Origin of the sequence: Leclercia sp. CFBP8987 (assembly GCF_034044995.2) — a bacterium.
In the GTDB taxonomy this organism is placed as follows: Bacteria; Pseudomonadota; Gammaproteobacteria; order Enterobacterales; family Enterobacteriaceae; genus Enterobacter; species Enterobacter tamurae.
Map to the genome: position 1 here is coordinate 3,342,693 of NZ_CM188255.1, position 20,138 is coordinate 3,362,830.

General features: G+C 59.2%; 18 protein-coding genes. 2 read left to right on the top strand and 16 right to left on the bottom strand.

Annotation, left to right across the window (positions count from 1 at the left end):
- From menE to SOM40_RS16165, 8 genes are all read right to left on the bottom strand, one after another.
- Positions 1–1,368: an o-succinylbenzoate--CoA ligase gene (gene menE, locus SOM40_RS16130; RefSeq protein WP_320530348.1), complete on the bottom strand. Its 1,368-nt coding sequence runs from the start codon at positions 1,366–1,368 to the stop codon at positions 1–3.
- On the bottom strand, positions 1,365–2,330 hold the full coding sequence (menC, locus tag SOM40_RS16135; protein ID WP_320530349.1) for an o-succinylbenzoate synthase: 966 nt from the start codon (positions 2,328–2,330) through the stop codon (positions 1,365–1,367). The genes menE and menC overlap by 4 nt, the downstream gene beginning before the upstream one ends.
- Positions 2,330–3,187, bottom strand: coding sequence for a 1,4-dihydroxy-2-naphthoyl-CoA synthase (menB, locus tag SOM40_RS16140; RefSeq protein WP_312995293.1), 858 nt, complete (start codon positions 3,185–3,187; stop codon positions 2,330–2,332). Before menB ends, menC begins: the two co-directional genes overlap by 1 nt.
- A complete protein-coding gene (menH, locus tag SOM40_RS16145) occupies positions 3,184–3,960 on the bottom strand; it encodes a 2-succinyl-6-hydroxy-2,4-cyclohexadiene-1-carboxylate synthase (protein ID WP_320530350.1) in 777 nt (258 codons plus the stop codon). Before menH ends, menB begins: the two co-directional genes overlap by 4 nt.
- Positions 3,957–5,627 carry a 2-succinyl-5-enolpyruvyl-6-hydroxy-3-cyclohexene-1-carboxylic-acid synthase gene (gene menD / locus SOM40_RS16150; RefSeq protein WP_320530351.1) on the bottom strand — a complete coding sequence of 557 codons (1,671 nt, stop codon included), beginning with the start codon at positions 5,625–5,627 and terminating at the stop codon, positions 3,957–3,959. Before menD ends, menH begins: the two co-directional genes overlap by 4 nt.
- 88 nt (positions 5,628–5,715) lie before the next feature.
- The gene (gene menF / locus SOM40_RS16155; protein ID WP_320530352.1) at positions 5,716–7,011 is read right to left on the bottom strand and encodes an isochorismate synthase MenF; all 1,296 of its coding nucleotides are present in this window, start codon (positions 7,009–7,011) and stop codon (positions 5,716–5,718) included.
- A gap of 96 nt (positions 7,012–7,107) precedes the next feature.
- Positions 7,108–7,413: a stress response protein ElaB gene (gene elaB / locus SOM40_RS16160; RefSeq protein ID WP_106995417.1), complete on the bottom strand. Its 306-nt coding sequence runs from the start codon at positions 7,411–7,413 to the stop codon at positions 7,108–7,110.
- Positions 7,414–7,475: 62 nt separating this feature from the next.
- A complete protein-coding gene (locus SOM40_RS16165; protein ID WP_320530353.1) occupies positions 7,476–7,937 on the bottom strand; it encodes a GNAT family N-acetyltransferase in 462 nt (153 codons plus the stop codon).
- Positions 7,938–8,010: 73 nt separating this feature from the next.
- Between SOM40_RS16165 and rnz the strand changes: the two genes are divergently transcribed.
- On the top strand, positions 8,011–8,928 hold the full coding sequence (gene rnz, locus SOM40_RS16170; RefSeq protein WP_166183043.1) for a ribonuclease Z: 918 nt from the start codon (positions 8,011–8,013) through the stop codon (positions 8,926–8,928).
- Positions 8,929–8,994: 66 nt separating this feature from the next.
- Positions 8,995–9,999, top strand: a complete 1,005-nt coding sequence (locus SOM40_RS16175) for a chemotaxis protein (protein WP_106995420.1) — start codon at positions 8,995–8,997, stop codon at positions 9,997–9,999.
- Between the two features lie 93 nt (positions 10,000–10,092).
- Here SOM40_RS16175 and nuoN read toward each other — a convergent pair whose 3' ends face one another.
- The 8 genes from nuoN to nuoG all read right to left on the bottom strand — a co-directional run bounded on the left by nuoN (position 10,093) and on the right by nuoG (position 20,119).
- Entirely contained in the window at positions 10,093–11,550 is a 1,458-nt protein-coding gene (nuoN, locus tag SOM40_RS16180; protein WP_320530354.1) for an NADH-quinone oxidoreductase subunit NuoN, read from the bottom strand.
- A 6-nt stretch (positions 11,551–11,556) separates the two neighbouring features.
- Positions 11,557–13,086: an NADH-quinone oxidoreductase subunit M gene (gene nuoM, locus SOM40_RS16185; protein WP_106996020.1), complete on the bottom strand. Its 1,530-nt coding sequence runs from the start codon at positions 13,084–13,086 to the stop codon at positions 11,557–11,559.
- A 76-nt stretch (positions 13,087–13,162) separates the two neighbouring features.
- Positions 13,163–15,004: an NADH-quinone oxidoreductase subunit L gene (nuoL, locus tag SOM40_RS16190; protein ID WP_261644415.1), complete on the bottom strand. Its 1,842-nt coding sequence runs from the start codon at positions 15,002–15,004 to the stop codon at positions 13,163–13,165.
- A complete protein-coding gene (nuoK, locus tag SOM40_RS16195) occupies positions 15,001–15,303 on the bottom strand; it encodes an NADH-quinone oxidoreductase subunit NuoK (RefSeq protein WP_032612773.1) in 303 nt (100 codons plus the stop codon). Before nuoK ends, nuoL begins: the two co-directional genes overlap by 4 nt.
- A complete protein-coding gene (gene nuoJ / locus SOM40_RS16200) occupies positions 15,300–15,854 on the bottom strand; it encodes an NADH-quinone oxidoreductase subunit J (RefSeq protein WP_106996022.1) in 555 nt (184 codons plus the stop codon). The genes nuoK and nuoJ overlap by 4 nt, the downstream gene beginning before the upstream one ends.
- Positions 15,855–15,865: 11 nt before the next feature.
- A complete protein-coding gene (gene nuoI / locus SOM40_RS16205) occupies positions 15,866–16,408 on the bottom strand; it encodes an NADH-quinone oxidoreductase subunit NuoI (RefSeq protein ID WP_225758355.1) in 543 nt (180 codons plus the stop codon).
- Positions 16,409–16,421: 13 nt separating this feature from the next.
- A complete protein-coding gene (gene nuoH, locus SOM40_RS16210; protein ID WP_142486547.1) occupies positions 16,422–17,399 on the bottom strand; it encodes an NADH-quinone oxidoreductase subunit NuoH in 978 nt (325 codons plus the stop codon).
- The gene (nuoG, locus tag SOM40_RS16215) at positions 17,396–20,119 is read right to left on the bottom strand and encodes an NADH-quinone oxidoreductase subunit NuoG (protein WP_225758354.1); all 2,724 of its coding nucleotides are present in this window, start codon (positions 20,117–20,119) and stop codon (positions 17,396–17,398) included. The genes nuoH and nuoG overlap by 4 nt, the downstream gene beginning before the upstream one ends.
- Between the last annotated feature and the right edge of the window lie 19 nt (positions 20,120–20,138).

Below are 20,138 nucleotides of genomic sequence, written 5' to 3' on the forward strand. Positions count from 1 at the left end.
TCAACCTTTCAACGACTGATAAACCCACTGTTGCAGAGCGCGTCGGGAGATCTTAATCCCGCCATTTTTCAGTTCGGTCGGGAGGACCAGCCAGTGCACCGGCTGCTGAAAGCGTGCCAGCTTATCGCCGACCCAGTGTGGCAGTTGCGCGATATCCACTCCCGCTTCGCACTCGACGACCGCTACAGGCCGCTGTCCAAACTCGACGTCATCGAGGGGAACGACATACACCTGGCTGACCTGAGGATGAGTACCGATCACCCGCTCCACCTCTTCCGGCTGGATCCCCTCTCCGCCGCTGAAAAAGAGGTTATCCATCCGACCGAGGATCGTCAGGCGTCCGGCATTCATCTCGCCGCGATCGCGAGTGGCGAACCAGCCTTGCGCATTGGCGACGGGGACAAGCTGGCCATCACGCCAGTAGCCGCTGGCCATGCTGGCGGCCTTTAACCACACCTCCCCCTCTACCAGCTTCACTTCCCGACCCGGCAGCGGATAGCCGACATCCGCCAGGCCATCCGCCTCTTTGGCGCAGACCGTGGAGGCAAACTCCGTCAGGCCATACCCGCACCAGCTGCGAATACCCCGGCTGGCAGCCCGCAGGGTTAACTCACCCGGGATCGCCGCGCCACCCAGCAGTACCGCTTTTAGCGCCACCTTTTCCTCACCGTTGAGCAGGCGCCAGAGCTGCGTCGGCACCAGCGAGGCATGGGTACAGCCCTGCAGCATCTGCTCCAGAGGTTGTTTTTCACAGACGGTCAGGCGGGCACCCGCCAGCAACCAGCGCCACAGGATCCCCTGCCCGGAGACATGGAACAGCGGCAGGGAGAGCAGCCAGTCGTCCTCCCCGGCGTAGGGCAGAAGGGCCAGCACGCCTTCAGCGCTGGCAAGGTGCGCAGCACAGGTGTGCACCGCCGCTTTCGGCAGCCCCGTCGAACCCGAAGTTAACGTCATGGTCGCCAGTCGTTCAGGCTGCCAGGCCGCGCCGGTACTCCCCTTATGCCGATCCATCTTCAGGGCAGACAGGCTGGCATAACCGCCCTCGCCGTTAAGCACCAGCGCAAAGCGCAGCGTCAGGGGCGGGAGCAGGATCTCCACCACGGAACGGGGCAGCTGCGGGTTCACCGGCAGGATCCGCGCCCCGCACTGCAATAGCGCCAGCCACGCCAGCAGCGTGTCGGGATGATTATGCGCCTGCAGCATTACCCCATCCCCTTCCCTTACCCCCTGCAGGACAAAGCCACTCGCCAGCGCATCGATACGCTGGCAGAGGTCGCGCCAGGTCAGGCATTCGCCATTGAGCCGCAGGGCTGTTTTTTCAGGATGGACAGCGCACCAGTGCCGCCACGGCCAGTCGGAAAAGGTCATAGCAGCGGCTCCAGCGCCTCGCGATCCCGACACGGCAAGGTATTGCCTGGCCAGGGCCGCAGTAACTGCGCCTGCATCAGGTTCAGGGTATCCAGGCCGGGAACGGTGCCCGGCGTGAACTGCGCGGCAATCCGCGCCAGCTGGGTCAGGCCGAGGCTCGACTCAATCGAGGAGCTGATCACCGCCGTCAGCCCGAGGGCATGAGCTGCTTCTACCTGCTCGCGCACCTTCGCGATACTGCCGGTGAGGGTGGGTTTGATCACCACCGCGCGAACGCCCGGTTGGGCAACCCATTCAAAATCGTCTTCGCGCAGGCTTTCATCCCAGGCGATGGAAATTCCTGTCTCGCAGGCAAATGCCAGCGAGTCCGCCCGCGTTTTGCAGGGCTCCTCGAGAAAGGCAATGCGGTCCCGGTAGGCCGGGTTAACGTACTTCGCGAACTGCTGCGCTTTCAGCGGCGTCCAGGCGCGGTTGGCATCCAGGCGTAGACGCAGATCCGGGATAGCCTCCAGCAGCAGATTCGCCACCATCCCGTCGCGCACCGCTTCGTACAGACCCACCTTGATCTTCGCCACCTTCTCGCCCGGCATAGCGGCGAGCACGGCAAAAAGTTCGTCAGGATCCCCGGTGCAAAGCGGGGCCGCGCGATAATCCGCCTCTTCCGGCAGGGAACCGTCCAGCTCCGCCAGCGCGCAGCTGATGCCAAAGTCCACCGCAGGCAGACCAGGCAGCAGAGGCGCTTCGCCGTCGCGCCAGGCGAGGGTCCACGCCCGCAGGGCGGCTTCGGCCTCCTCCAGCGATTCGCGGCTGAAGCCCGGCAGAGGGGAGACTTCTCCCCACCCGTGCCGATCGCCCTGCTGCAGATGAACGAACAGACCGTCGCGGGTTTTTAACCGCCGTTCGCGCAGCACCACACCCGCGTCCATCGGTAGCTGCCAGCGGTAGATCTGTACGCTGCGCATTACGGATTCCGTTTGTATTTACTGAAGTCCGGCTGGCGCTTCTCGTTGAAGGCGTTGCGTCCTTCCTGACCCTCTTCGGTCATGTAGAACAGCATGGTGGCATTGCCCGCCAGCTCCTGCAGCCCGGCCTGGCCGTCGCAGTCGGCGTTCAGCGCCGCTTTCAGGCAGCGCAGCGCCATCGGACTGTTTTGCAGCATCTCACGGCACCAGCGGACGGTCTCTTTTTCGAGGTCGGCAATCGGCACCACGGTGTTAACCAGGCCCATATCCAGCGCTTCTTGGGCGTTGTACTGACGGCACAGGAACCAGATCTCACGCGCTTTTTTCTGACCGACGATGCGGGCCATGTAGGACGCTCCCCAGCCGCCGTCGAAGGAGCCGACTTTCGGGCCGGTCTGGCCGAAGATGGCGTTCTCTGCGGCAATCGTCAGGTCGCACATCATGTGCAGCACGTGACCCCCGCCGATGGAAAAGCCAGCAACCATCGCCACTACCGGTTTCGGGCAGGTGCGGATCTGGCGCTGGAAGTCGAGGACGTTCAGGTGATGCACGCCGGAGTCATCCTGGTATCCGCCGTAATCGCCGCGCACTTTCTGATCGCCCCCGGCGCAGAAGGCTTTTTCGCCTTCCCCGGTGAGAATAATCACGCCGATGTTGTCGTCGTAACGGGCATCTGCCAGAGCATTGATCATCTCCTTGACGGTGACCGGACGAAACGCGTTACGCACTTCGGGACGGTTGATGGTGATTTTGGCGATCCCGTCCGCCGATTTGTGGTAACGAATGTCGGTGTAACCTTCGGAGCAGTCCTGCCATTCCACCGGTGCGTAGAGCATGTTTTCATCAGGGTAGATCATAGAGTGTCCTTTATGGGTAGACGGAGTATCTGAGCCAGACGCTCGGCCACCGCATCGGGATTTTCCCGATGGGCGTTATGTCCGGCATGGGAAATTTGATGGCCTGTCGCGGGCAGTTCCCGGGCAATCGCCCTGAACTTCTCATCCCGCTCGCCATACAGGTAAAAAAAAGGGATTACGCACTCAGCGAGCGCAGGCCGTAAATCGGGTTGTTCGGCCAGAGAGGTCGCCTGCAGCATTGCGGCGAGGGTCGTGCCGTTGTTGCGGCTGCGCAGGGCCACCAGCGCCTGACGCTGCACGTCGGTTAATGACGCGAAGACCGGCTGTTGATACCAGTCGGCAAACACCGCTTCTAAGGGTTCATGGCGAAAACGCGCGGCCCAATGGGCATCTGAGGCGCGGCGGCGTGCCCTTTGCTGAACATCTCGTAACCCCGGATGCGCCCCTTCAACAATCAGCCCCTGCAGCCCTTTTGGGCGCTGGCAGGCGTGATACATCGCAATGCGGCCGCCGAGGGAGTACCCCACCAGCCAGTAAGTGAGTATGTTGTAACTAACAAGAGTGCGATTCAGCAGAACGCTCAGGTCGCTGAAACCGCTCACCGCAATGGACGCCGATTCGCCATGTCCCGGCAGATCGAGATACAGCCGGGGATAGTCACCCAGCCTCTCTCCTGCCAGCTGCCATTCACGGCGATCGCCGGAAAAGCCGTGCAGGAACACCAGCCAGGGTTTTCCTGGCGCACCAGCGCAGGGCGTCCCTTGCAGGATCATAGATGGCTTACCTGCGCCAGCAGGCTCTGCAGCATCTGCGCGCCGTCGCTGTCGTTGACCATCACTTCGATAAGCGTGGCGCGAGGTTTGCTCCACGCCGTATTCAGGGCGCTCTCCAGCTCGATCCAGTTCATCGGGCGCTGATAGCGGAGGCTGAACATCGCCGCGGCATGTTCAAACTGCACGTTCTGCGGCATCAGATAGAAGCGCTCCCGCTCACTCTGGGGTGTCGGCAGCAGGGAGAAAATCTGCCCGCCGTTATTGTTAATCACCAGCAGCACAAAGGGCGCCGAGGCCTGACGTAACAGCGCCAGGGCGTTGAGATCGTACAGCGCCGACAGATCGCCAACGATCGCCAGCGTCGGCCGGACGTTGGCGCGCTGGACGCCGGCTGCGGTGGAGATCAGCCCGTCAATGCCGCTGGCGCCACGGTTACTGAACACCGGATAGCCTGCCGGCAGGCGGGAAAGCGCATCAATCAGACGCACCACCAGACTGTTGCCGACAAACAGCTGCCCCTGCTCGGGCAGATAGCGATGAATCTGGTGCGCCAGCTGCGCCTCGCCAAATTCTTCGCTGTGTTGCGCCGTCAACTGCCAGGCCTGACGGGAGAGTTCCGGGATCGCCGCGGCCCAGGGGGCGCGTTTTTCCGCCGGATGCAGCTCCAGCCAGTCGGCCACATTCGACACCAGCCGACGGCCGCGATGGTGGGCTGGATCCAGCCGACCTTCCCGCGGGTCCACCAGCCAGTACTCTTCCGGCGTGCAGGTGGCCTGCCACTGCAGCAGCCGTTTCCCCGTCAGGCTGCCGCCCAGCTGGACCACAATCTGCGCCTGCTCCAGCTCGGTGACGGCTTTCGCATTGCCAAGCCACAGATCGGCGCACGGCAGCGGCTGCCCGGTCTGGGAGAGCACGTCGCCAATCAGCGGCCAGCCGAGGGTTTTTGCCCACTCCGCCACCTTTTTACCTTCCGCCGCGCTCATCCTGCCCGCGAGCACCACGCCGCGTTTTTGCCGCCAGAAGAACCAGTCGCGCTGTTTAGGGCTTGAGAGTTCTGCCGGGGCGCTCAGCCAGGGTTTATCGCTCTGCCACCAGTCGCCCAGCGCCTGCTGCCAGGCAAGATCGGTTTCGTCCATTTCGCCATACAGCGGCTCGGCAAAGGGACAGTTAATGTGCAGCGCGCCCGCACGCAGGGCACCCAGGGCGTTATCCACCGTGGAGGCCAGCCAGCGGGCGGGGATATCCCGGGTGGGACGCGGCAGGGAGAGCGTTTCCGTGGGGTGAGAGGCAAAAAGGCCCGGCTGGCGAATGGCCTGGTTTGCGCCACAGTCGATCAGCTCCGGGGGACGATCCGCCGTCAGCAGGACCAGTTTTTCGCCGGTCAGCCCGGCCTCAATCAGCGCCGGATAGAGGTTCGCCACCGCCGTACCGGAGGTGACAATCACCGCCACCGGGGCGTTACTGGCTTTCGCCAGCCCCAGCGCCAGATGCCCAAGACCGCGCTCATCAAAGTGGGTGTGATGAATAAAGGCGCGGTTCTCCGCAGCAGCCAGGGTCAGCGGCGTTGAACGCGAACCGGGTGCGATGCAAACGTGCCTGACGCCATGGCGGGTCAGGGCTTCAAGGATCACCGCCGCCCAGCGCCGGTTAAAGGAACTCACTGACATGGAATTGTCCGGTATCAATATTACGACGTAGTATAAATAATAGAAAAAGATGTAATTTTGATATGAGTCGGGTAAGTACGACTCAGTATTAATCCTTTAGGAGCAGTGAGCGCAGTCCGGCGGCTTTATTTTCAATCTCCTGCCACTCCTGTTCAGGGTCAGAACCACTCACAATTCCCGCGCCGGCGTAGAGGCGCACGCCGCTCCCCTGCACGCTTGCCGAGCGTAACGCCACGCAGAACTCGCTTTGCGCTAATGACAGATATCCGGCGGAACCGGCATACCACTCCCGGTCGAAAGGCTCATTGCGGGCGATAAACTCCCACGCAATATGTCGCGGCAGACCGGCGACGGCCGCGGTAGGTTGCAACCGCATCAGGCACTGTTCATCGTCCGGCTGTTGCAGCACCGTCCAGATGCAGCGGCGCAGATGCTGAACCTTACGCAAGCGCACGATTTGCGGCGGCAGGACGTCAAGCATCCCGCCATCGCGCTGCAGGCGCTGACAGATATCCTCGACCACCAGCATATTTTCCCGCTGGTTTTTATCGTCATTCATCAGCCAGTCGCCCAGGCGGGCGGCCTGGGCATCATCCGGATGGCTGGCGACCGTACCGGCCAGCGCCTCGGTGCGCAGCAGGGTTCCGCGTCGCCGCCACAGCCGCTCCGGCGACGAACCGAGAAAGGCATGAGTCGCATCAAAACGGATAAAAAAGTGGTAGCACTGGAAATTCACCCGACGGCTGGCGGCCATCAGGGCGGCAGGATTAACCGGCAGGTTGAACTGCAGATCCGTTGCCCGGGCCAGCACCACTTTGTCGAACTCGCCCCGGGCAATGGCGTCGGTTGCCCGGGTGACCAACGCCAGCCAGCCGGATTTCTCAGGCCGATGGGTTTCGCTCACTACCGGCTGGACAACCGCGTCAACGGGCTGGCTCTCCTGGAGAGAGCCTACGAATTCGCGCGCGCATTGCGCATCGTTTTTCAGCGAGGTAGCGCTGCAGAGGATCAACCGCAGCGTCGCGGTTCCGCCGTGACGTTGCCACAGCAGACGCGGCAGGAACAGGTTGCCCTTGTGCGGATCGAACGCATTCACGCCCACCGCCCGAAGGTCAGGACATTGCGGATAACAGTGTAAAAATTGACGGGCAGTAGTGAGAGAGGAGAAGTGTTTCGTCGCGCCCAGCGCGGCGTACTCTTCATCGCCGTTACGCTGCTGCCAGTAAAACTGAGGGAAAATCTGCTGGGCATTCAGCCAAGCGAGAGGGTCAAACGCGTCGTTGAGCGCAAAGGAGACATCAAGGTGATGCAGACCAGGCGCATCAGGAAAATCGTCTGTTAACTGATGGCAAAGGCCTGCCAGTGCGGTGGAAATCGAGTGCACGCGAACTTCTCCCGGCTCAAAAACCTCACATTATACGGGGTAGTTGCCTGAAAAAGCAGTACCCACGATTTGGCAGGGAGAAGCGTGCGTGTTGAATTAACGGCGGGCGAGCAGCAGACCGAGCACCAGACCGGCGGCGGCACCTACCCCAATACCCTGCCATGGTTTTTCACGGACATAATCGTCTGCACGATAGACCGCTTTTTTAGCGCGATAATAGTAAGTATCCGACGCATGGCTCACGCGCGTCTTCACGTCGTGAAGCGCCTGTTCGGCACGCGCCTTCAGCTCAATGTACTTTTGATCGGCCGGATCGCCTGAAGAACGAAGGACTTCTTCCAGCGTTTCACTTAACAGCGTCAGATCATCATCAACATGCGTTTCCGAAGATTGGAAGGACATAGTTTTCTCCTTGTGGTTGCATCAGTCCGCTAACTATAGACAATCCCTGCCGATTCTGCCTGCTACGCTTGTTCCGTCTCTTTGGCCATTCCGATATGCGGGATGCCATCTTCATCGTAGATTTCGGTCACTGGCGCAAAGCCAAAATGGGCATAAAACGCCTGCAAATGCGCCTGAGCCCCCAGATATAACGCCTTGTTCGGCCAGTACTTTTCGCAGGAGCGCAGCGTTTGCTCCATCAGGGTATAACCCAGTTTTTCGCCCCGGGCCTGACCGCTGACAATCACCCGGCCAATCACAACGGGGGAAAAATCGTCGTCGCTTTTCAGAATCCTCGCATAAGCCACCAGCTGGTTATCTTTCCAGCCGAGGATATGCCGGTTCTCCCCCACCAGGTCGTCGCCGTCTATGTCCTGGTAAGGGCAGGTTTGTTCCACCACAAAGACGTCGCAGCGCAGCTGAAGTAAAGCGTAGAGAGTGGGAACGGTCAGCTCGCTATGGTGCAGATCTTGCCACTGGATCATCGGGGTCTCCTTATCGTCTCGGTAACCGTTATACTAATGACTTTTCGTCCCCGGCACAGAGGCTGAATGCATTATGGAGCTGCTTTTTTTAGGAACATCCGCTGGCGTGCCAACCCGGTCGCGCAACGTCACCTCAATTCTGCTGGACTTACAGCACCCGACCCGCGGCGGATTGTGGATGTTTGACTGCGGCGAAGGGACGCAGCACCAGCTGCTGCGCACCGCCAGCCATCCCGGCAAGCTGGATAAAATCTTTATTACCCACCTGCATGGCGATCACCTCTTTGGCCTGCCGGGGCTGCTGTGCAGCCGCTCGATGGCGGGCAATATCCATCCGCTGACCATTTACGGCCCATCCGGCATCCGTGAGTTTGTCGAAACCAGCCTGCGCATCAGCGGATCCTGGACCGATTATCCTCTCGAGATTGTCGAGATAAGTGCCGGGGTGGTGTTCAGCGATGAGGCATATACCGTGACCGCCGCGGCGATGAATCACCCCGTGGAGTGTTACGGCTATCGCATTGAGGAGCAGGATAAACCCGGCGCCCTCGATGGCGCGGCGCTGGTTGCCGCCGGAGTGCCTTTTGGCCCGCTGTTCCAGCAGCTGAAGCGTGGGGAACGCATTACCCTCGAGGATGGACGGACGATCGATGGCGCCGACTATCTCTCCCCACCGCGCCCGGGCAAGAAGCTGGCTATTTTCGGCGATACCGCCCCCTGCGAGAGCGCTCTCGCGCTGGCTCAGGGTGTCGATCTGCTGGTGCATGAGGCCACGCTTGAGGCCGCGATGGAGGAGAAAGCCAACAGCCGCGGTCACAGTTCAACGCGTCAGGCGGCCAGGCTTGCCTGCGACGCGCAGGTGAAGAAACTGGTCATTACCCATGTCAGCTCCCGCTATGACGCAGAGGGCTGCACCATGCTGCTGGCAGAGTGCCGCGCCCTGTTTGCCGACTGTCAGCTGGCAGAAGATTTTGCCGCGATGCGTGTTTAATGCTCTGGTTTTCCCCGAGTCTGCCGATAACCCCTAACAGGCAGGTATTTTTCACTCGAGGGTAGAATGGATAATTTCCAGAAAGACATTGATGACAGGGCAAATCTGACCCTGTCGAACCGTTTTGAGCTGTTGCTGTTCCGTCTCGGCACCTCAATGAACGAAAACAAATCTGAGCTGTTCGGCATCAACGTCTTTAAGCTTCGCGAGATTGTGCCCATGCCAGCGTTCACCAAGCCGGCGGGCATGAAGTCACCCCTGATGGGGATGGTTAATATTCGTGACCAGGTGATCCCGGTTATCGACCTCGCCGCTGTGGCAGGCTGCAAGCCGACAACGGGTCTGAACATTCTGCTGATCACCGAGTATGCCCGCAGCGTGCAGGCTTTTGCCGTCGAGTCGGTGGAGAACATTATGCGACTGGACTGGAAGCAAGTGCATGCGGCGGAAACCGCGGTCAGCGGACGCTATATCACCAGCATTGCCTGTCTGGACGAAAAGACCGACACCAACGATCTGGCGATGGTGCTGGACGTGGAGCAGATCCTGTATGACATCACCCCGGCCAATCACGACCTGCATGCCACCGACCTGAAGACCACCCAGTTCAACATCAAGCCGGGTGCCGTGGCGATTGTGGCGGAAGACTCCAAAGTGGCGCGCTCGATGCTGGAGAAAGGCTTGCAGGCGATGGCGATCCCGGCGTTGATGCATATCACTGGCAAAGAGGCATGGGAGAAGATTGGCGTTCTCGCGGCACAGGCTCAGGCGGAAGGGGTGCCGATCACCGATAAGATCGCCCTGGTGCTGACCGACCTCGAGATGCCGGAGATGGACGGCTTTACCCTGACCCGTAAAATCAAATCCGATGCGATCCTGAAAGACATTCCGGTGGTGATCCACTCTTCCCTGTCCGGCAACGCCAACGAAGACCATATCCGTAAGGTGAAAGCCGATGGCTATGTGGCGAAGTTCGAGCTGAACGAGCTGTCATCGGTGATTGAAGAGGTGCTGGAGCGTTCAACGAAGAAGATTGATGGGCCGTTGATTAGTCGTAAGCAGCTGGCTTAAGTCTGCTGCGGGCTGGTGCCCTCACCCCGTCCCTCTCCCACAGGGAGAGGGCGCAAACCATAAAAAAACCCGCCGAGGCGGGTTTTTTGTTTTCTACATCAGCGGCATCGCGTGTTGCACGATGGTAATCAGCGGCTGCGGATAGATACCGAAGATCAGTACCAGCAGCGCAGAGATCAGCACCACAATACCCCCGGCGCTGTACTGCCAGTTGCCTGGCGCATCGCGGTTGAGCTGCTGAGGTGCGCTCAGGTACAGGCTCACGGCAACGCGCAGGTAGTAGTAGAGACCAATCGCGGAGCCAATAACGACACCCGCCGTCAGCCACCACAGACCCGCCTGCACACCCACGGCCAGCACGTAGAACTTACCGATAAAGCCGAGCGTCATCGGGATACCCGCCAGGGAGAGCATCATCACCGTCATCACCGCAGAGAGGATCGGACGGTGCCAGAACAGACCACGGTAGGAGAACAGTGAATCCGCATCCGGGCCACGGTACGGGCTGGACATCAGGCTTACCACGCCGAACGCGCCAAGGCTGCTGAACAGATAACCGGCCAGGTAAACGCCCACGGTTTCCATCGACATGGAGCCGCTTTGCAGCGCAATCAGCGCCACCAGCAGATAGCCCAGGTGCGAGATGGAGGAGTAACCGAGCAGACGCTTGATATTGGTCTGGCTCAGCGCCATCAGGTTACCGAAGATGATGGAGACAAAGGCAATAATACCCAGCACCACACGCACCGCTTCGCTCTCGCCTACCGGTGCGTACAGGAACAGACGCATCACCACACCGAAGATAGCGATTTTGCTCGCCGTCGCCAGGAAGGTGGATACTGGTGCCGGCGCGCCCTGGTAAACGTCTGGCGTCCACAGGTGGAACGGCACCAGAGAGAGTTTAAAGCCGAGGCCAACAATCATCATGCCCAGACCCGCCAGCAGCAGCGGCTCGTGCAGCATGCCGTCGCCGAGGCTCTTGCCGAGCGCCATGAAGGAGAGGTTCCCGGACTGAGCATAGATCAGCGCAATACCGAACAGCAGGAAGGACGACGCAGCAGCAGACAGGATCGTGTACTTGATACTCGCTTCCAGAGAGCGCTTCTGACGGAAGGCATAACCGATCAGGCCGAACAGCGGGAGAGAGATCAGCTCAATACCGAGGAACAGCGCCGCCAGATGGTTCGCATTCGCCAGCAGAATACCGCCGAGGGCAGCAATCAGAACCAGCAGATAAAACTCTTCTTTGTTGTCGTTGTAACCTTCCAGCCACGGGTAGGCAAAGGTACAGGTCGCCAGGCTGGCTAACAGCACCAGACCGGTATACAGCATGGCGAAACCGTCAACGCGCATCAGCGGGGTGACATCCATCGCGCCCGCCTGGCCAACAAACCAGAGGGAGACTAACGCAGCGTTCAGACCCAGAACCGCCAGCGTGGCATTCAGGAAGTGATTGCGTCGCCACGCAATGGAGAGCATCACAACCACCACCGTCAATCCGACGATCAGCAGCGGTAGCAGCGCAATCAGTTGTTGTGGAGTTATTGTCATGGCGATTTACGGCCTTGTAGTAGAAGCAGAATTAACAAACCACTGCTGGATGTTACCCATCGCGGAGTGCGAGGTATCCAGAATCGGCTGCGGATAGAAGCCCAGCAGCACCAGCAGTACGACCAGCAGCAGGATGATGAACAGCTCGCGCAGCGACATCCCCGGCAGCTCTTTGGCAGCGATTTCACTCTTCGCTTTACCGAAGTAAGCGCGGTGCAGCATCGCCAGGGAGTAAACCGAAGCGAACACCAGACCGAAGGTAGAGACCACGGTGATCAGCGGCACCACTTTGAAGCTGCCGAACAGGATCATGAATTCGCCGACGAAGTTACCGGTGCCCGGCATCCCCAGGGTAGCCACTGCGAAGAACATCGACATCGCTGGCAGCCATTTCATTTTACCCCACAGGCCACCCATCTGACGCATGTCACGGGTGTGCAGGCGTTCATACAGCTGGCCGCACAGGATGAAGAGACCGGCTGCAGACAGACCGTGAGCAATCATCTGGATCACCGCGCCCTGGTACGCCAGCTGGCTACCGGTGTAGATAGCAATCAGCACGAAGCCCATGTGGGAGACGGAGGTGTAGGCAATCAGACGTTTGATGTCGTACTGGGTGAAGGCCATCCAGGCACCGTAGAAGATACCGATCACGCCGAGCCACATGGCAATCGGGGCGAACTCTGCGGAGGCATTCGGGAACAGCGGCAGGGCGAAACGCAGCAGACCGTAGGCCGCCGTTTTCAGCAGGATGCCCGCCAGGTCAACGGAACCGGCCGTTGGTGCCTGGGAGTGCGCATCCGGCAGCCAGCCGTGCAGTGGCACCACCGGCATTTTCACCGCAAACGCGATGAAGAAGCCCAGCATCAGCAGATATTCAACGCCGTGGGACATCGGGGTCTTCAGCAGGTCCTGATAGTTGAAGGTCCAGACGCCGGTCGCGTTGTAGTGCACGAACACCAGCGCCAGGATGGCAATCAACATCACCAGACCACTCGCCTGGGTGTAGATGAAGAACTTGGTTGCCGCCGTGATACGCGTTTTACCGTCGGACGCCTTATGGCCCCACAGCGCGATCAGGAAGTACATCGGCACCAGCATCATCTCCCAGAAGAAGAAGAACAGGAACATGTCGATGGCAAGGAACACGCCGATAACGCCGCCCAGGATCCACATCAGGTTCAGGTGGAAGAAGCCCTGGTATTTTTCGATTTCTCGCCAGGAGCACAGTACCGCCAGAACGCCGAGCAGACCGGTCAGCACCACCATCAGCAGCGACAGACCATCAATCGCCAGGTGAATGGTGATACCGAAACGCGGGATCCACGGCAGAATGAATTCAGACTGCCACTGCGGAATACCCGCGGACTGGGTCAGAGAGTAGCCGCCCTGCAACCAGAGTTGCAGGCCAAGCGCAAGCGTCAATCCCATGGTGATCAGCGCAATCCAGCGCGGCATCTTCACGCCAAAGCGTTCGGTCTGCCAGCACAGGAACCCACCGATAAAGGGAATTAATATTAGCCAGGGTAGTAACATGGCGATTTGCATTCCTTTTTAAGGCCCCCGGAAGGGGCCTGATTTTCAACGAATTCGAATTAAATTCACTTAACGATCAACGCAATACCATCAGCAGCGCCAGCACCACAACCGCACCGATGCTCATGGACGCCACATACCAGCGCAGATACCCGTTCTCGCTGAACAGCAGGCCTTTACCTGCAAAGCGGGAGAGGATTGCCGGGGTGTTCATCAGTGAGTTCAGCGGATCGCGTTTAATCAGCCACGCAATGCCGAGGAAAGGTTTCACGAAGATCATGTCGTACAACCAGTCGAAGCCCCACGCGTTGTACCACCAGGTGCCCAGCAGACGGCCCGGCGCACTGTTGGCAACGGCAGTTACCAGCGTACGTTTACCGAGCCACAGCCATGCAGCAATCAGGATGCCCGCAATGGCGACCACACCCGAGGTGATTTCAAGCGTCAGAACGCGACCGTGCTCAAGCTCGGTGGTGTCCGGCAGTACACCCTGCAGCGGTGGCACAATCATCGCGCCAACGAAAGTGGAGAGTACCAGCAGCACAATCAGCGGCAGGTGGTGGGTGATCCCCTTCCCTGCGTGAGCGTGAATTTGTTCTTTACCGTGGAAGACGATGAAAATCATACGGAAGGTATACAGAGAGGTCATGAATGCACCGACCAGACCCGCAACCATCAGATTGATATGACCATTTGCCATGGCGCCCGCCAGGATTTCGTCCTTACTGAAGAAGCCCGCGGTGATCAGCGGCAGTGCCGCCAGCGCCGCGCCGCCCACCAGGAAGCAGACGTAAACCAGCGGAATGGATTTGCGCAGACCGCCCATCTTGAAGATGTTCTGCTCGTGGTGGCAGGCGAGGATCACCGAACCGGACGAGAGGAACAGCAGCGCTTTAAAGAACGCATGCGTCATCAGATGGAAAATCGCCGCATCCCACGCCTGGACGCCCAGCGCCAGGAACATGTAGCCAATCTGGCTCATGGTGGAGTAAGCGAGAACGCGTTTAATGTCAGTTTGCACCAGCGCAGCAAAGCCTGCCAGCACCAGCGTTACCGCACCTACGATACCCACCAGATGCAGGATTTCCGGGGTCATCAGGAACAGACCGTGGGTACGCGCAATCAGGTAGACACCGGCGGTCACCATGGTCGCGGCGTGGATCAGCGCGGAGACAGGGGTTGGACCCGCCATCGCGTCAGCAAGCCAGGTCTGCAACGGCAGCTGTGCGGATTTACCCACAGCACCACCCAGCAGCATCAGGGTTGCCCACCACAGCATGTTGTTGCCTGCTTCGAAGTGCGCTGGCGCCAGTTCCACCATTTCGCGGAAGTTCAGCGTGCCCAGTTCGTTGTAGAGAATGAACAGCGCGAAGGCGAGGAAGACGTCACCCACACGGGTCACGACGAACGCTTTCATGGCCGCTGCGCCATTCTTCGGATCGGTATAGTAGAAACCGATCAGCAGGTAAGAACAGAGACCTACGCCTTCCCAGCCGAGATACATCAGCAGCAGGTTATCGGCCAGCACCAGAACCACCATGCTGGCGATAAACAGGTTGGTGTAGGCGAAGAAGCGGGAGTAACCCTCTTCACCGCGCATATACCAGGAGGCGAACATGTGGATCAGGAAGCCCACGCCGGTCACCACGGAGAGCATGGTCAGAGAGAGACCATCCAGCACCAGGTTGAAACCGATGTTGAAATCACCGACTGACATCCAGGTCCACAGCGGCACGCTGTAGGCCTGACGTCCGTTACTGAAGAAGTCGATACCCGCATACGCTGTGACCAGCGCAGCCAGACCGATTGAGCCCATCCCGATGGTTGCAGACAGATTCTCAGACCAGCGGCCGCGAGAAAACGCCAGCAACAGGAAGCCGATCAGCGGAAAAATAATGGTTAAGGCAAGCATGTTCATCCACGCAACTCACTTACTGAATCGATGTTCAGGTTCTGGCGGCGACGGTGGAGCTGCAGTAACAGCGCCAGGCCAATACTCGCTTCGGCAGCCGCAAGGCTGATGGCGAGAATGTACATCACCTGACCATCGGTCTGGCCCCAGTAGCTACCGGCGACCACAAAGGCCAGCGCGGCAGCGTTGATCATGATCTCCAGGCCAATCAGCATAAACAGCAGATTGCGGCGGATAACCAGACCGGTTAAGCCCAGCACGAATAAAATCGCTGCGAGGATCAGTCCGTGTTGTAAAGGGATCATGCGCGTTCCTCCGTTTTTCTTTTCGCGCTGTCGTCCTTGCGGTTGCTCAGCACCTCGCCAGCACGCTCTTCGCGACCGACGTGGAATGCCACGACCAGGCCTGCCAGCAGCAGCATCGAGGCCAGTTCAACCGCCAGTACGTATGGCCCGAACAGGGTGATACCCACCGCTTTGGCGCTGATTGGCGTACCGTCGATACCCTGGTCATTAACGCCCAGAATGGCGTAAACGATCACCGCCAGCATGATGGCCGACAAAATTGCCGGACCAATCCACACCTGCGGTTTCAGCCACTGACGTTCCTGTTCGATTTCCGAGCCGCCGAGGTTCAGCATCATCACCACGAAGACGAACAGAACCATAATGGCCCCGGCGTAAACGATGATTTCAAGCGCACCCGCAAAGTGTGCGCCCAGCGCAAAGAACACCCCGGAGATGGCCAGCAGCGAAATGATTAAATAGAGCAGCGCATGCACCGGGTTGGTGTGCGTAATCACTCGCAGCGTAGCCAGGATGGCGATCAGGCCACAGATATAAAAAGCGAATTCCATTGCCCCTCTCCTTACGGTAACAGGCTCTTGACGTCGATAGGCTTGGCTTCGTTCTCTGCTTCGCCCTTATCTTTGCCGTCGATTGCCATACCCGCCATCCGGTAGAAGTTATATTCCGGGTATTTGCCCGGACCGGAAATCAGCAGATCCTCTTTTTCGTACACCAGATCCTGACGCTTGTATTCGCCCAGCTCGAAGTCCGGGGTCAACTGAATCGCCGTGGTCGGGCACGCTTCTTCACACAGACCGCAGAAGATGCAGCGTGAGAAGTTGATGCGGAAGAACTCCGGGTACCAGCGACCGTCTACCGTCTCGGCTTTTTGCAGAGAGATACAGCCGACCGGACAGGCTACCGCACACAGGTTACAGGCAACGCAGCGCTCCGAACCGTCCGGATCGCGCGTCAGCACGATACGGCCACGGTAGCGCGGCGGCAGATATACCGGCTCTTCCGGGTACATCCGGGTTTCGCGTTTGGCAAACGCGTGCAGGCCGATCATCCAGATACTGCGCAACTGGGTGCCGGTGCCTACCAAAATTTCTTTCAAGGTCATGGTCTAAAGCCCCTTATGGCTGCTGCCAGAGAATGACAGCCGCCGTTACCAACAAGTTGACGAGCGTCAGCGGCAGGCACACTTTCCAGCCGAAGGACATTACCTGGTCATAACGCGGACGCGGTAATGCTGCGCGAATCAAAATGAACATCATCATGAAGAACGCGGTTTTCAGCGCGAACCAGATGAACGGCGGTAAGAACGGGCCATGCCAGCCACCAAAGAACAGCGTTACCATCAACGCGGAAATGGTGACGATACCGATGTACTCGCCCACAAAGAACAGACCGAATTTCATACCGGAATATTCAATGTGGTAACCGTCGGCCAGTTCCTGTTCGGCTTCTGGCTGGTCAAACGGGTGACGGTGACACACCGCCACGCCCGCGATAGCAAAGGTAACAAAACCGAAGAACTGCGGGATCACGTTCCAGATGTCGGCCTGGTTGTTGACGATGTCGGTCATGTTGAATGAACCGGCCTGCGCCACCACGCCCATCAGGGAGAGACCCAGGAACACTTCGTAGCTCAGGGTCTGCGCAGACGCACGCATCGCACCCAGCAGGGAGTATTTGTTGTTACTGGACCAGCCGGCGAACAGCACCGCGTAGACCGCGAGGCCTGCCATCATCAGGAAGAACAGGATCCCGATGTTCAGATCCGCCACAACCCAGGTCGGGCTGACCGGAACGATAGCAAACGCCAGCAGCAGCGAGGTAAAGGCGATCATCGGTGCCAGAGTAAAGATCACGCGATCCGAGAAGCGCGGAACCCAGTCCTCTTTAAAGAACATCTTGATCATGTCCGCGACCAGCTGGAGTGAACCACCCCAGCCCACGCGGTTCGGTCCGTAACGGTTCTGGAACAGACCGAGCAGACGACGTTCACCAAAGCTCATGAACGCGCCGCAGGTAACGACCACCAGCAGAATAACAACCGCTTTCAGGATGCTCAGCAGGATGTCGATAAGATCGGGCGTAAACCAACTCATGCTTTTGCCTCCTGCAGGTTATCAAGGCGCGCACCCGCCAGCACTGGCGCGATGCCAGGCAGACCCATCGGCAGACCCACCTGCCCTGCTGTCAGACCTTCAGAGATAATCAGCGGCAGGCTGATTGTCTGGCCTTCATAGCTAAAGCTGATGTTCGCGCCTGCGTTGACGCCAAGCTTCGCGGCATCTGCCGGGTTGAGCTTGATGTATGGCTGCGGCATACGGGTCTGGAAGACCGGGGAACGCTGGGACATTTCGTCGCTACCAAACAGATGGTAGTACGGTGCAATACGCCAGTTACCCTCTTCCGCCTGGAAGCGTGCCGGCACGGTGGAGAAGAACTCGAGACCGGTTTCGCTTGCTTCAAACAGACGTACGCCCGGATCGCCGTGACGCAGAGAACCGCCCACTTCGGCCTGGAACTTGTTCCATGCCTGCGGGGAGTTCCAGCCTGGCGCCCATGCGAATGGGATCTGCGAACGCGGTGCAGACGGCTGGTTGTTCCCTTCCATCGAGAAGGCGAACATGGTGTCTTTGTCCTGCGGTTGACGCGGTTCATGCACGCTGATGTTGGCACGCATCGCGGTACGACCGCTGTAGCGGTGCGGTTCACGGGCCAGTTTCTGGCCGCGAATACGGAAGCTGGCTTCCGGTGCCGCATCTTTAATGCCTGCCAGCTGCGGCAGTTGTGCCACGGCAGCGTCGATCACGTGGTCGAGCTGGGTCCAGTCCACTTCACGGCTCAGCACGGTGCTGTGCAGGGAGTGCAGCCAGCGCCAGCTTTCCAGCATCACGATGTTGCTGTCGTAGTAAGCCGGATCATAAACCTGGAAGAAGCGCTGGGCGCGGCCTTCGTTGTTCACCACGGTGCCGTCGCTTTCAGCGAAGCTTGCCGCAGAGAGCACCAGATGCGCTTTGTCCATGATTGCCGTGCGCTGATGGTCGATAACCATCACCAGCGGCGCTTTAGACAGAGCGGCATCCACGCGGGCAGCAGAAGCATGACGATGCAGGTCGTTTTCCAGCACCACCACCGCGTCAGCAGAACCGGATTCCAGTTCGCTTAACGCTTCTTCCAGAGAGCCGCCGCCAATCATGCCCAGACCGATGCTGTTTACCGCACGGGCAATCATGGTCACGCCAACGTCCGCACCGCGACCTTTCAGGGCTTTAGCCACGTTGGCAGCCGCTTCAATGATCTCTGCGCTACCGGCGTTAGTACCGGAAATGATCAGCGGTTTCTTCGCACCGGCCAGCGCCTGCACGATCACGTCAACCTTGTTCTGCAGATCGCGATCCAGTTCAACGGCCGGGGAGCTGCTATCCAGCGCGTGGGCGATAGCAAAGCCGAGGCGCGCCTGATCTTCAACCGGGGCACGGTAGGTCCAGGCCGCGATGTCGTCCAGACGGGTATTGTCGACGTTAGTGACAAACAGCGGATGTTTGGCGCGCTGACCGATGTTGAGGATCGCTGCGATCTGCCAGTCAGCCACTTTCTGGGCCGCTGCCATTTCACGCGCCTTCCCTTTCACCGCCTGACGAACCGCCAGGGCAGCGCGAGCGCCGGTCTGGGTTAAATCTTCACCCAATACCAGAACCGCATCATAGGATTCGATTTCGCGCAGGGCCGGAGTATGAACCCCGCCTTCGCGCAGCACTTTCAGCACCAGCTGCAGACGTTCCTGCTCGCCCTGAGCGATACCGGTGTAGAAGTTATCCGCACCCACCAGCTCACGCAGCGCGAAGTTGCTTTCAACGCTGGCACGCGGGGAGCCGATACCGATCACTTTCTTCGACTGGCGCAGAATATCTGCCGCGCCCTGCATCGCCTGCTCGGCGTTCAGGGTGATGACGTCGTCGCCACGGCGCTGAACCGGCTGACGCGGACGGTCTTTCAGGTTCACATAGCCATAGCCGAAACGACCGCGGTCGCAGAGGAAGTAGTGGTTAACGGTACCGTTGTAACGGTTTTCGATACGACGCAGTTCGCCATAGCGTTCACCCGGGCTGGTGTTACAGCCGAGGGAGCACTGCTGGCAGATGCTTGGCGCAAACTGCATGTCCCATTTACGGTTGTAACGCTCGGAGTGCGTTTTATCGGTGAAGACGCCGGTCGGACAGATTTCGACCAGGTTACCGGAGAATTCGCTCTCCAGCACACCGTCTTCCGGACGACCGAAGTAGACGTTGTCATGTGCGCCATAGACGCCCAGATCTTCGCCGTCGGCGTAGTCTTTGTAGTAACGCACGCAGCGATAGCAGGCGATGCAGCGGTTCATTTCGTGAGAGATGAACGGCCCCAGATCCTGGTTACGGTGGGTACGCTTGGTGAAACGGTAACGACGGAAGCTGTGCCCGGTCATCACGGTCATATCCTGAAGGTGGCAGTTACCGCCCTCTTCACAGACCGGACAATCGTGCGGGTGGTTGGTCATCAACCACTCCACCACGCTTTCACGGAACTGTTTCGCTTCCGTATCGTCGATAGAAATAAAGGTACCTTCGGTGGCTGGCGTCATACAGGACATCACCAGGCGACCACGCGTGTCTTCCGCGTTTTGATATTGCTTCACCGCACACTGGCGGCAAGCACCGACGCTCCCCAGCGCCGGATGCCAGCAAAAATACGGAATATCAAGGCCGAGGGACAGACAAGCTTCCAGCAGGTTGTCCGCGCCATTGACCTCGTATTCTTTGCCGTCTACATGAATCGTAGCCATTAGCATGCTTCCAGTTGGC